Consider the following 12692-nt stretch of genomic DNA (forward strand, 5'->3'; position numbering starts at 1 on the left):
TTCCAGAACTACCTCGACCAACGCGAGATCCCTCGCCTGAAGTCCTGGCGAACCCTGGGCACTTGACTGCGCCGGTATCAAGATCACCGACAGAGTCAAGCTGAGAGCCCGTCTTGAAACCCTCCGGCGGGCAGAGGCCTGGGCTGGAATGATCCCAGGATGACTTCGTCGGTGGCCCAGTCCTGGAGCCGTATCGAGAGGTGGCTCGTCCAACACGCGCCCGGCACGTTCGCGGCTCTGGAGCCTCCGGCGGAGGCCTCAGCCATTGCAGCGGCTGGAGAGGTCATCGGCCAGTCACTTCCCGAGCCGCTGGTCGAGTCGCTGCTGCGGCACAACGGCACGGGCGATGACGATCTGCTGCCCCCGTTTTGGAGGCTGCTCAGCGTGCAGAACATCGCCAGCGACTGGCAGCTGGGCATGAGGATCTACCGCGATGTATTCGACGGCATCGAGGAGGACGATCCCGACGAGGACTTCGGACCGTGGTGGCACTCCCACTGGATCCCCTTCGCCAGTGACGGCGGTGGAGACAGCCTCATCATCGATCAGCGTCCGCACCGCTGCCGCGGAAGGGTCGGCGAGGCCGATCACGAGCAGGGGACCCGCTTCGGCTCACACCCCATGTGGTCGTCACTTCCGGCGCTCTTGGACGCGACCGCCACGGCCCTGGAGACAGGCATGGCAGTGGATGGTTACCTGCCTGTCGTGGCCGATGAGACCGAACTGGGCTGGGAGATCCTCTGAGAGCCCATCTTTGAAACGTGATGGATGTCTTCGCTGACAAGGGGAGAGGGAGGACATGTGACTGTCGAGGAGTCGTGGGAAAAGATCGAACGCTGGATAGCTCAGCACGCCCCGGAAGAAGATCCGCTGCCGGCTCCTTGCACTCGCGCAGATCTGGAGCGCTTGTACGAGTCTGTCGGGGGCTTGCAAGCTCGTTGGTCCGTCCGTGGGGAAGAGGGATGCGCGACCGTGGGTCGTCTCGGACGAACTGTGGTCGCTGATTGAGCCGTTGCTGCCGGGTCCGGGTCCGAAGCTGGTTGCGGGGCGGCCACGAGTGCCTGACCGGCAGGCTATGTGTGGGATCCTGTTCGTTCTGCACACCGGCATTCAGTGGGAGTACTTGCCCCAGGAGCTGGGCTTCGGGTCCGGCATGACCTGCTGGCGGCGCCTTGCGGCGTGGAACGAGGCCGGCGTGTGGGATCAGCTCCATGCCGTCCTGCTGACGAAGCTGCGGGTGGCGAAGCAACTGGACTGGTCCCGGGCGGTGATCGACTCCAGCCACGTGCGGGCCGCTCGACGACGCCCAAAAGCGGACCGAGCCCGGTCGGCCGTGCACGTCCAGGCAGCAAACACCACGTCTTGGCCGACGGGCAGGGCATCCCGCTCGCGGTGTCGCTGACCGGCGGCAACCGCAACGACGTCACCCAGTTGATGCCCTTGCTCGCGAAAGTTCCGTCTGTCCCGGGCCTGGCCGGACGCCCGCGACGGCGCCCGGACACCCTGCTCGGCGATCGCGGCTACGACCACGACAAGTACCGCCGCCTCGTCTGGGCGCAGGGCATCAAACCGGTGATCGCCCGTCGCGGCATCCTTCATGGATCCGGGCTCGGAGTTCACCGGTGGGTCGTCGAGCACACCAACGCCTGGCTGCATGGCTTTCGACGCCTACGCATCCGCTGGGAACGACGCGACGACATACATGAAGCGTTCCTCGGGCTCGCCACTTGCCTCATCACCCACCGACACGTCCAACGCCTTTGTTAGGACCTCTTAACGACGCCAACCTGGAGAAAGGAGACAAGCCTTTCCTCGTCCCTTTCGCAGCATTGAGCGTTACGCAGCTCCTGGTCGACACGAGGACAGGCAGACTCGGCTGGTGGGACATCGAACAGTGCTTCCACTGGGAGGTGGATCCCCTTTGGAGCTCCTTCGCCAGGGCCCTGGGCTTCGTCGGGGACTTGCTGGCCTCACCGCGCCCTTGGATCGCGACACTGCCGGGCGACGACGAGTGGGAAGTAACCGACAGAGATCCGGATTTCCCCGGGACGCTCGCATGGACCGAAGGCCCCGTCGACTGACCTTCAAACGGCCTGGCAGCAGACCCCGAGTACCTCGCGCCCCGGGCCCCCCCTGAGCACCCTTGGGCCTGCTCACGGTCTTGATGGTCAGGTGGAGGAACGCCTTCGCCCAGTCCACGAGCGTGCCCGCGTAGGCCGAGTCGGCCCAGACGACGGTGATTTCGGGATGCATGAGCCGAAGCCGGAAGAGGGCTTCGCGGGCGGCTTTACCGGTCACCAACCCGTAAGCGTTGCTTTGACCTGCTCTGATGCATTGCTGCCATGTCAGCGACGTAGGCAAGTCACGAAGTCGGGCGGTGTATCTGCCTAGGTCTGGCTTGGAGGTCTTGGCGTCCGCCTTCGGCGTGACCAGGCGTTCTTGGCTCGCCAAGCGGCGAACGCGAGGATCGTGAAAACGATCAGCAGCGTACTGAAGTTCAAGGAGTAGACGTAGGCGAGGTGCACTGCTTGGCCCTGTGTAACCCACCACGAAAGCAGGCCGGACAAAAGGAGCACAACGAGGCCACCGCCCAGCATGACGAACGTGAGCACCCTTGAGGCGACGTGACTCTGCTGAATTGGGTCCCGTCTTTCATGAACGGTGACGTCGATCATGCTCTGACCCACGACCGTCAGGGCGATCAGGGTACCGTGGCCGACCATATGCCGGGGCAGGGGCAGAACCCCCTGGGCTTCCTCATCAGCTGGGATGGGCGCACCGGCGGCAATGCGGCCGATGAGGGGGACCTGAGCCACAGCGGCAGCACTCTCTGCCCGGTCAGCGCGGGCGGTCAGGTAGGCATCGGAGGGCACGGTCTGGCGGCTGGTCCCGAGAAGATCTAGAGCTCGCTGTGTCGGCACATACGCGCGAGGCCGGTGGGGGTCGCGCTTGACGAACTGTTTCCGTTCGAGTGCCTTGATTTGATACGCCACGGAGCTCGTGGATGCGAGATCTGCATGCTGGCCGATTTCTCGCATGGACGGCGGATAGCCCCGCTCAAGCCACGATCTGACGAGGTACGTGACGATGCGGCGCTGGCGCTGAGTCAGGCCGTCGGAGTCCTCACGGCCGCCGGCAGGCCGTCCGCTTCTCGTTCTGACAGCCATTGCGCGTCCCCCTCGATCTCATGTGCCAATGACCGTAACTCCGCACGCGCGGAATGCGAATGGCATTTCGACCGCAAGTAGCGAGACGGACGGGGCGACCCGCGCACAACCGCTCGGCTTCAAGATGAGTGCTGTTCGGGTTGGGAGGCAGCTCTTGCGCAAGAAGGGTGCAGGCAGCTCCGGTGCGTTCCTGCACCAGCGGGGGGCAGAGCAAGGAGCTGCTTCGTGGCACGCAGCCCGGCCTCCTGTGAGGTGACCGCTGCCAGCGGGGCTCTGTGGCGGAGGCCCCGAAGCGCACAACCGCTCCTGCGACACCCTTGTGGACTGCGCGGGGTGCTGTGCCGCGTCGGGGTTGTCAGTGCTGGTCGGCAGAATCGCAGAACGTGCACTGCGGCACGTCCTGAACTACTGGAGGCTTCATGTCGTTCATGCCGTACCCGAAACTCCCCCGGACCGCTCCTGGTGAACTGCCGCTGATCAGCACCTGTTACGAGAAGGGCCGGGCGCAGTGGGGCAGGGTGCTGCCCGCCCTGGGCGGTGAGACCAGGCGCGTCGTCATGCCACCGGGCAGCGGGATACGGCTGCGTGTGGCGAAGCACCCGCGGTGGGACTCTCTCCCGGGCGGCCATATGCCAGCGCTGGTCCAGCAGCAACCTGCCCCGCCGTTCGCTGTACTGGTGGACAGCGCCTGCGTCTACGGCGGCGACGGCGTGCTCCTGGTGGACTTGCGTCATATCCCCGGGCGCGGGGTGCGGGTCCGCATCCGCCAGCTCAGGTCGGTGGTGGAGTCGTTAGCGGGCGGCTCGCTTCACTTCGACGACTTGGTGCGGGGCATGGACCGGTTCGGTTTCTACCAAGGCGCCAACGATCAGCCAGCCGTGGCCACGCCCACCACGGTGGCCCGCACCGGTTTTCCCCATCTCCCGGCGGTCGAGGAAACACTCCTGGTGCGGACCGATTTCAGCGATGCCGCGTCCTGGCAGGCCATCGTGTCCTTCCTGGACGAGGCCTCAGCAGCCGAGGGGCCCGCAGAAGACGACACCTTCAGCGAAGCCGTTGACCTGATCGCCACCGTCGTGGACGACCGGGCGTTTGAGGACCTCCAGCCACCTCAGGTGCCCGCGCTGGTGCCTTGCAGGATTTCGGCGCGCCCGACGATGGTCGCGCTCGCCGATGCGGTGACCATGTCCGGCCCGGAGCGCCTTCTGTTCGTCGTCGATCTGTACGACACCCCCGGGCAGGCGGCTCGTATCCGGCTGGACGAGGCAGGGCTGATGGCCGTCAATCTGGAACTTTCCAACATGGACTTCGGAGACTTCGTATAAGCTTGTCCTACCTTCCAAGCGTGAGTCTGAGGCGGTCATTCGTAAGATCGTCGGGCCCGAGGGTTCTGGGTATGGCTGTGAGCTTGTCGCCGTTGGTACTGACAATGAGGGCCGGGCGTCCGTTGCCCCCTCCCCAGCGGTGAACGGGTCGGGCAAGAAGGACAGGACGGTTTCGACTGCCGCCGCGGTCGCGTGCGTGTGGGGCGGCGGCCTGATCGGTTCCTGCGCCCCGGCACGGCGATACCTTGACGGGTGCGCAGATCACCAGCTATCGGATTCTCGCAGGAGACGATGCCGTGCGATGCTGGTGCGGCCCGGCGGCACCTGACCGAAGCCGATGCTGCCGCAGGGCAGACCACGTGGTGGGGCGCTTGAGCTGTGCAGCGGCCGGTGCCCGGCTCGAATTCGGCGCGCGAGCCCGGAGTGGCTTTGCCTGGCACAGTACGCCCACGTGCAAGTGGCGGCGACCAGCGCCAGAAAGCCTAGGCCGGGACGGCTTCCGGCTCGGCGGAGACGGTTGGCGTGCTGGGCTCCGGTGCGCTGTAGAACACGGCCGTGCCCTGCTTGCGGCGCTCGGTCCTGCCCTTGGCGACCAGGTTTTCCATGGTGGTACGGACCACCGTGGGCTTGATGCCGCGGTCGGGGTGGGTCTTGGCGAGGGCTTCGGTCACCTCGGAGATGGAGCGGGGTTCACGCTGCTGCACCAAATGGCCATGGATGAGTTCAACCAGCGTGGGCCCGGTGCTTCGTTGGGCCGGTACCTTGGGTGTGCCAGCGGCCGCGGGCGCAGTTTGCTTGGCACGGGACGGGGCCGCCTTGACCGGCTTCTTGCGAGACGCAGCGGGCGTGGCCGTCTTCTTGCGCGAAGAGGCATTCTTGGGTCCGGCCGTGGTTGCCCCGGGGGCACCGAGGACTTGCTGCATGTTGGTCAGCTTCTGCTGGTCGTCCTCGAGCACACGCAGCCTGTCCTGCAGTGCGTCGGCTTCAGCCCGGATGCGTTCCTGCTCCTGGAGCTTGGATTCCAGGTCCGCGGCCAGACGAGCCGCGTAGGCTTCCTGGATTCCGGCCGTTTCTGTCTTGGCGTCTGGCATATGTCAGCCCTTTCATGGCGCGTGAGACATGCGGTGTATAGGTTGTGGCAGCGTCGCATGTCTTGATCATGGTGGTGTGTTTGTCCACCTCTACCTGACCCGGAGCAGTAAGTCGATGCCCCGGACGTGTGCTGAACTGAAGGCAGGAATGTCGAAATGGACTTGGCGAGCCTATCCCCAGCCAGTCTGACCACGGTGTCGGCGTGCGCTGCCGGATGCGCCAGCAGGGGGGGTGACGCTCATGCGTTTGATGGGGCTGACCTGGCGTTGGCCTGGGTGTGCGGACGCATCTGCTTGCGCGGCGTCGGCGCTCCCACCTGTGCCGAACCTGCACGCGTCAACTCTTGGTGCACAGGAAAGGGCAGGACACTGCGCGGGCGGGCCGGTGAAGGCTACCGTCGAGTGCATGGACAAGCACGCGCAGGAAGCCCCGCTCAAACCCCGGCCCGACTACCCTCCCAAGACGCCGCCGCCTCCGAAGAAGCCGGTCTCTCCCCCCGCCCCGAACCCGCCGACCCAGAACACCGCTCCCGTCCGCGTGCGGACCAGCGTGGTCATCCGCGACCGCCGGGCGGCGAACTGGGCTCTTGAAAACGCCCCCTGGTCTCCGCGCAGGGCTGCCGAGGACGTCGTACGCAAGGTTGGCGAGTGGGGACTGCTGAACGAGAAGGCGGACAAGGCCAGGACACTGGCCCAGCTCACGCGTCTGCTCACCGAAGCAGCACTCACCGACGGCGGCAGACGCATCACCGTGCACGTGACCGACCGTCACCAGCATCTGCTTGTCATGGCCGTCTCGCACGTCGCACAGACCGGGGCCGCCGTCGACCGCGAGTTTCTGAGAGAGGTCACCTCGCTCGGGATCGTCGAGTGCGGCATGGACGCCGACGGCGATGAGCCAGGCAACCGCCGGTGGGCGCTCCTCGCTCTGTAACCCGCCAGCGACACACTGTTTTGCCGCGGAATGTGTAGGTCTTCGCTTGCCCCTGCAAGAACTCCACTGTCTCACCGCGGGCGGCATGCGATGCACGGTGAGCAGCGCACCATATCGGCGAGTGCTGGCGATTCGGCAAGTAGCCCCGCCCACAAGGGGGTTGGCAACCATGGCGAGACGTGGCAGAGATTGCCGTTTTTGAGAGGGCTCATTCTGGACTTTGCGGATGTGCTGACTGAGAGTGTTACCGACGCTCATCGCTCGTGGTGCCGGCCCCGGGCCAAGCACGAGCACAACTACCCCATGTTCGCCGAGGCGAACTGGCTCCTGCACCGGGAATTCAGCGAGGGTGCCGGGGCGGACCACCACCCGCTCTTCGCGAACGTTCCCCCGATCCCGGCCGAAGTCCTGTTCCAGAAGATGGCCAGCTGTTCCGCGCCGGTGCACCGCTCGCTCACCCAGGAACGGATGGTCGCGATCCTGCGCAAGGCACCGCAGGACTACAGCAGCATGTCGTAACGCCTCGCTCCTGCCCGGCGGCCGACTGGCCGAACCGGCACATCACACGCTTCTGGCAGGCTTGGTCAGAGGTGGGCGCAGCGTGTCTGACGGCAGTGCTGGCTGGTCTGTGCGGTCGTTCGTTCACGGCTGCCGAAGGGTTGACTATGCTGGTCAGCGGGGTTTGGGTGGAGGGTCACGTCCAGGGCAGGGGGCTGGCTATGGCGTTACTGGAGTTCTCCGACCGGCTGCCGCAGTGTTCACGCTGCCGCGGTGACCTCTTCATGTGCGGGGTGGCACCACAGGACGACGAGTACGGGCGACCGATCCACATGGAGCTGTGCCCCTCCTGCGACAGCGGAGACGTGAACCGGCCCGCGGCCGGCCTGTTCGTCCAGTTCTTCGCCGACTGCGGCGGCCATGACCCGGCCCGCATGAGGGAAGCCGCGCACCTGATGACGGAGTGGACGAAGGAATGCATGGCCGTACACGGCTGGTACCTGCGGGACACCCCGCCCGATCAGTTCTGAGTCCGCTCCGGGCGCCACTTGGCATCGCGAGGTTTCCGGCATGGGCCACGGGACGCCTGGTGCAGGTGCATTTCCGTGTGCCGGCGGCCCTCCCGGCGGTCGGCGCGTCGTGCCGACGACGGAGCCGATCCACGTAACGCACCTGGCAGAACCCGAACTAGCCACTGATCCGCGACACTTCGGTTTTCAGGTGAATGCGCGGCGGTGGATGCTGTCCAGTGACTTGTCTCCTGCGGCGAGGAGGAACCGTGGAGCGGCACGACGGGATCATCAACATCGATTACAGCCATTTCTACATCACCGAGCGGGTGGAGCGCGGCTTCGAGAACCTCGACGAGGACCCCGACTTCGCCAGCGGCCGTCCGGTACTGATGACCCCCGGTCAGCTGACGGTGTGCAGCTGCGTGCAGTCCCACTACGCGCCGGTGGCACTGATCAGCACCGGACCCGATGAGAGTCTCCCGGAGCTCGGGGAGGGCTGGGCGCTGCTGGACACAGTAGAGTACCGGCCGGTGTACGGCGGGCGAATGGAGCTGTGGGGGTGCACCACCGGGCCCTCCGATCCAGCAGTCCATCTGAAGGTGCCGACCTCACGCACCCACACGGTTCGGGTGTACGCCAGAGGCCGGGACGACGCCGACCAGCGGTTCGTGGAGGGACTCGACAGGGACGAATTCCTCCACGAAGGGCTGGAGGAGTACGTGATCGTCTTCACGCCCGCCGGGTGGCAGGAGCCGCCACAGCCGGACGAGGAATTGCTGCGTGATTCGTTCCTGCTGGACCCCAGTACTGGACGGCGCAGGGTGCTCCATCCAATGGAGCAGGCGGCCGGGGAGGCCGCCAGGCGGTCGATGGCAACCGAGCGTCAGGCAGAAAGGCCCGATGCGAACGCTGGCCTCTAGCCTAGGGAACAGTGCGTGTAGCAGTGCCTCATCACGAGTGTTTCCGCAGGCCAGGCCGGTACTGGTGGCGCGCAGCAGGTCCGGGGTCCATGCGGGGCACTGTACCGGCGCCGGACCAGATCAACCGGCAGCATCTGCTTGGCGCCGGTGATTAGGCCGGTGCCGCACATCCAGTCCCGCACGATCTGGGCCAGGGCGCGCGCGGGGCTGGGGTTGTGCAGCGGCAGCTCGGCCACCGGGCAATGGGGGGATCTTGGCGGCCGGACCCCGGCCGGACCCCGGCCGGTGACGGGCAGCGGCTGCTCGGCGTGCCACAGCTCGATCGTCTCCATGACTGCGGACACTTTTGCCAGGAGGCCGATGGCTCCCTTGCCCTGTGAGGTGGTCAGCGTCCGGGCAGGGGGCCGGATCGCCGTCCACACCGGCAGCCCGATCACCTCGAGGCCCCTCAGGTCCGCGACCCGGGTGATGCCGTACTGGGGCAGCCGGTCGGCCAACACCACCCAGGTTTCCTCAGGAGGCCGGACGCGCACCGTGCCTGGCAGTGCCTGCGGAGCGTCAGCGCTCACCATGGGCTGCCTCCGTCCCCTGGCCCGCCATGAGCAACTCATTGTTGCCGTGCACCTCGCCGGCCTCCTTCAGCAGCCCCGGCACGAGCCGTTTCGCCGCTGCGATGGCGCGGGCGCCGCTGACCAGTCCCCGTGTGGACGCCTCCGCGTCGAAGCGGTGCTCGGGGCACTGCCAGATTCCCCGCAGCAGTCGACGGGTGAGGTCATCGCGTACCGACGCGGCCGCAAAACCGGCCTGGGTGCGGCGTGCATCAAGGGCTGCCCGGAAGCGGGCGACCGCCTACCGGTCCTGCACAGTCTCACCGCGCAGCAGCAGTTTCACGCTCTGCTCATCGCGCAGGTCCGTCATCGGGTGGAACACGCGATCGGCAGGCAGAGCACCGCCGCCCACCTCGGCCAGGCGCTCAGGCAGAGGGCGGCCGCGGCCCTCGGCCGGGTTGCGGGAGTGGTGCTCCAGGTAGGCAGCCCAGGTCCGGGAGAATTCCGGATCGAAGACCTGCTGACAGATCACGCGGTCCTGCGCGGACTGCGCCGGTTCGTCTATTTGCTCCGCCAGTACGCATGGGCCTCGTCGGTGTCGGCCTCGATCACTTCACGCAGCAGTTCGCGGTCATCGGGAGGGAGTTGCCCCCCGAGCCGGTTGACGGAGAGCCGGTAGGCTTCGGCCAGAAGTGGGTCCCCGGCGGCGAGAACGCTGGAGAGTAGAGGTTCGTCGCGTTTCGAGGTCGCATCAACGCGCATGATCAGGCGTTCCCGGTCGGCCTCGGACATGCGGGGCAGGGCTGTGCCGAGCTGTTCCTGCAGCTGGCTCCATGTGATGGTCTGCTGGGCGCGGGCAGTGCGTTTAAGGGCGCCGCGGACGGCGCGGGCTGCGGCTGCGATGGCGTTGTCGTTCAGAGCCTGCGGGGACCGCGGTGCCGTACGCGGCCTGTCCGGTGCATCTGCTTCAGTGGCTCTGCCCGTTCTCTTGGGTGTCAGGGGTCTTTCCTCAGTCGGTTTGGTCAGGGCCCTGACCTGCCGCCGCTGGGAGGGCGAAAGAGCGTCCGCGGCCCTGTTCACGGCTTCGCCGAGTTGCTGCAGTTTCTTCGCCCTGCGCCCGGCTGCAAGGCGTGGGTGCTGGAGGTCAGCGAGAAGGCCCCGGACCTCTTGCGCAGCCGCTTGCTGCTGGATCCGCTCGCGCCGTTCAGCCGATATCGCGCGGTTTCGATCCGCTGGGCGCGCGCGTGTCCGTGGCGGGGCGAGTTTGCCAAGTGCACGTTGCCGCCATGCTGCGGCATCGAGGGCCGGGCGGTGATTCTTTTCCTGCAGGAAGGACCGTGCCTGGTGCAGCACTGCGTGCTCGGCGTCGCTGGCGCCGCGTCGGGTGAGTGCGGTGGCCTGGTTGTAGAGCTCGCGCACGTCCCAAGCACGCTTCTCCTTTACGGCGCGCTGCAACTGAGCGAAGAGGTCGGCCTGGTAGCCCGCGTGGCCCTCCAGCCAGGTGCGTGCCTCGTCGAGAGCCTGCTCGGCTTCGGCCCGCGCGAAGGGCTCCAGGGTCTTGAGGAACGCGTTGGTGTTCTGGCAGAGCCGGCGCACGTGCTCAACGGTTCCCGAGCGCTGCGCTGCCTCCAGCCCGCGTATCAGCCGTGTCACCGACTCCGGTAGCGGCGGTATGTATGGCGGCGGAGCCTCGAGATTGCTCTGCTGGATCTGGATCGCGACCGGGGTGAAGAGGCTATCTGTTGTCCACCCACAGTCGGCCAGCGGCGTCCACTGGGTGGGGCGGGCGAGGCTCTCGGTGCCGATCCACACCCGGCGGCCACTACCGTCGTCTTCGCTCTCCAGACGCACGCGGTAGACGTACCGGCAGCGCGAAAGCGTTCCTGGCTCGAGCGGGACGTCGGCACCGAGGATGGGGATGCCATCCTGCCAGCTCGGGCGGACCTGCCCGTCCAGGTGGACTCTGAGGCGCTGGCCGTTGTCCAGGTCGACGTCAAGGAGCGAGCCGATCGGGTCCGGATAGGAGTAGCGGGCCGCGCGCTCCTGAGCCGTCAAAGAGGTTTCCAACGCACGCTTCACATAGAGGTGGTCGGCACTCTTCTCCCCGATGCCGCGACGCCTGCACGAAGACCTGTCCTCGTTGTGCGCCTGTGGGTAGTGCTGAAAATGGCATTGACGATGCGTCACGTACAGCTTGTCAGCCAGGCGGGAGCCGCAGCCACCCAGGAGCAGACCGCACCAGAAGGTGTCGTGGCGGTGGCGGCGTCGGAAGCCGTCCAGCTCAATGGCTGTTGTCGGCAGGATCACAGGTATGTCCGAGTGTTCGTCGCCGATTACCGCTGTCTGGACGAGCCGTGAATCACGTACCACCCTGCGCCTCCAATCCCCAAGCTCTGCCGTAGTTTTTCCGCCCCGTTGCCGCCTGCTATACCTGCCAAGCCGTCGCGTCATCTGCTGACGGATCCAGAGCGCGGGCGCCGCGTCGGCCCCCTGCCCAACTGTTCAAGGGCGTGGGTCACAAGGCAGAGACGGGTGTGCCCAATCACGAGACGGCCGGGTCACGACCTTCCACAAGAAGGAACAGATCGTGCGCCGTGATGCGTTCTGGGTGGGCGTGTAACGGCCTGGGCGGCCATCGTGTAGGCAGTTCTCGTGGTGGCCGTGCCTGGCGCACTCGTCAGGCCACCACACACTCCCGTCCGCCGGGGCGGCCAACGCCGAAGAAGCGCCGAGGCTACGCAGGTTCCCGTGTCGCACCACCAGTTCGCCCTGCTCGACACCGACGCCGAGGCGCCCGAGGAGAGCATCGACGAGACCCGGGCCGGCAACGGGCTCCTCACCCTCAACAATCGCCCGCGTCCCGGGGCCTGCCGTGTGCTCGTACAGCTCGACTTCGACGGGGTCTGCGTCCACATCGACAAGCCGGGCCTGATGAGCTGTCGGGCGCGTTCGGACTACGCCCTTCCACACGTGACCGCTCGCTTCGGCGTCGTCCATCGCGCCAGCATATGTGCGGGCTACAGGGTGCGAAGTCCGCTCGCACCTCACGTCGGAAGAAGCCCCGTAGCCGTTCTTCTCGTCGGCCGTTCCCTCTGCGGTTTCTGTTCAGCGGAAGGGGGGCTTTGCCGGGCGTTCAGCCGTCGGGGTCCCATGTGTGCCTTTCATCGGCGCTTTTGGCGATGACGCCCCACAAGTATGATGACAACTACGGCCGTAAGCGAGATCACGAGGATTAGCAAATGCCATCCGTCGGGGATCCAAGAACCTCTGCCTTCCGATGCCAGCCACATATTGTTCACGAGGCACCTTCCTGTGTACCGGGCTGCCCGAGAGTAGCAGCCCGGGTAGCAATTGGGACCGAGGTTTTTCGGCTGTGCTCTGGGTGTACGGTTCGGCCGTTTGAGTATCGCGACCTTGCTAAGGCCCGGCTGCAATATCAGCTCACCGCCACTGTCATGAACTTCGACCACCTCAACGCCTGACGGACCGGCATCCCAAGGGCTTGCACCCGCACTTCTCTACCAGGCCGAGCTACTGCCGTGCGCTGAGGCGTACCGGGCCAGCCGCCCTCAACGGTGGGCGCTTCTGCGGTGTAAGGGGTTGATGAGTATCAGGGTGAAGCAGACGGTGGCGCAGGCCAGCCCTGTGTAGAGCAGAGGCGTGGTCCAGAACGACACGTCGTTGGTGGTGTGTCCGC

At 66.3% G+C, this 12692-nt stretch carries 12 protein-coding genes; 7 read left to right on the forward strand and 5 right to left on the reverse strand.

What is annotated here, in order from left to right; genetic code table 11:
• The first annotated feature begins 159 nt into the window (after positions 1-159).
• Both IG78_RS0139945 and IG78_RS47190 read left to right on the forward strand, forming a co-directional pair.
• Entirely contained in the window at positions 160-744 is a 585-nt protein-coding gene (locus IG78_RS0139945; RefSeq protein WP_030574274.1) for an SMI1/KNR4 family protein, read from the forward strand.
• A gap of 205 nt (positions 745-949) precedes the next feature.
• Positions 950-1767, forward strand: a protein-coding gene (locus tag IG78_RS47190; RefSeq protein WP_404827845.1) for an IS5 family transposase whose coding sequence is annotated in 2 segments (ribosomal slippage) — positions 950-1295 and positions 1295-1767 — 819 coding nt in all. Because the reading frame shifts where the segments join, the coding sequence is not laid out codon by codon here.
• A gap of 620 nt (positions 1768-2387) precedes the next feature.
• Here the strand turns inward: IG78_RS47190 and IG78_RS47200 are convergent.
• The gene (locus tag IG78_RS47200) at positions 2388-3167 is read right to left on the reverse strand and encodes a LexA family protein (RefSeq protein WP_078965957.1); all 780 of its coding nucleotides are present in this window, start codon (positions 3165-3167) and stop codon (positions 2388-2390) included.
• Positions 3168-3595: 428 nt separating this feature from the next.
• Here IG78_RS47200 and IG78_RS0139975 point away from each other — a divergent pair, with 428 nt between their 5' ends.
• Positions 3596-4492: a DUF6924 domain-containing protein gene (locus IG78_RS0139975; protein ID WP_030574292.1), complete on the forward strand. Its 897-nt coding sequence runs from the start codon at positions 3596-3598 to the stop codon at positions 4490-4492.
• Between the two features lie 482 nt (positions 4493-4974).
• Here the strand turns inward: IG78_RS0139975 and IG78_RS0139980 are convergent, their stop codons facing one another.
• Positions 4975-5583, reverse strand: a complete 609-nt coding sequence (locus IG78_RS0139980) for a BlaI/MecI/CopY family transcriptional regulator (protein WP_030574294.1) — start codon at positions 5581-5583, stop codon at positions 4975-4977.
• A 406-nt stretch (positions 5584-5989) separates the two neighbouring features.
• Here IG78_RS0139980 and IG78_RS0139985 point away from each other — a divergent pair, with 406 nt between their 5' ends.
• The 4 genes from IG78_RS0139985 to IG78_RS44665 all read left to right on the forward strand — a co-directional run bounded on the left by IG78_RS0139985 (position 5990) and on the right by IG78_RS44665 (position 8447).
• Positions 5990-6517, forward strand: a complete 528-nt coding sequence (locus IG78_RS0139985; RefSeq protein ID WP_063760855.1) for a hypothetical protein — start codon at positions 5990-5992, stop codon at positions 6515-6517.
• Between the two features lie 303 nt (positions 6518-6820).
• On the forward strand, positions 6821-7036 hold the full coding sequence (locus tag IG78_RS0139990) for a hypothetical protein (RefSeq protein WP_030574299.1): 216 nt from the start codon (positions 6821-6823) through the stop codon (positions 7034-7036).
• A 200-nt stretch (positions 7037-7236) separates the two neighbouring features.
• Positions 7237-7545, forward strand: a complete 309-nt coding sequence (locus tag IG78_RS0139995; protein ID WP_030574302.1) for a DUF6300 family protein — start codon at positions 7237-7239, stop codon at positions 7543-7545.
• Between the two features lie 248 nt (positions 7546-7793).
• Positions 7794-8447: a hypothetical protein gene (locus IG78_RS44665; RefSeq protein WP_051853520.1), complete on the forward strand. Its 654-nt coding sequence runs from the start codon at positions 7794-7796 to the stop codon at positions 8445-8447.
• Here IG78_RS44665 and IG78_RS43470 read toward each other — a convergent pair.
• From IG78_RS43470 to IG78_RS44675, 3 genes are all read right to left on the reverse strand, one after another.
• The gene (locus IG78_RS43470; RefSeq protein WP_157856047.1) at positions 8444-9019 is read right to left on the reverse strand and encodes a YcaO-like family protein; all 576 of its coding nucleotides are present in this window, start codon (positions 9017-9019) and stop codon (positions 8444-8446) included. The two genes, IG78_RS44665 and IG78_RS43470, sit on opposite strands and share 4 nt — an antisense overlap.
• A 277-nt stretch (positions 9020-9296) precedes the next feature.
• Positions 9297-9527 carry a hypothetical protein gene (locus IG78_RS44670; RefSeq protein WP_051853522.1) on the reverse strand — a complete coding sequence of 77 codons (231 nt, stop codon included), beginning with the start codon at positions 9525-9527 and terminating at the stop codon, positions 9297-9299.
• Positions 9528-9556: 29 nt separating this feature from the next.
• Positions 9557-11302 (reverse strand): hypothetical protein, encoded by a 1746-nt coding sequence (locus IG78_RS44675; protein WP_051853523.1) that lies wholly within the window; start codon positions 11300-11302, stop codon positions 9557-9559.
• Positions 11303-12692: the final 1390 nt, after the last annotated feature.

Source organism: Streptomyces aureocirculatus, from assembly GCF_000720475.1.
GTDB lineage: Bacteria > Actinomycetota > Actinomycetes > Streptomycetales > Streptomycetaceae > Streptomyces > Streptomyces aureocirculatus.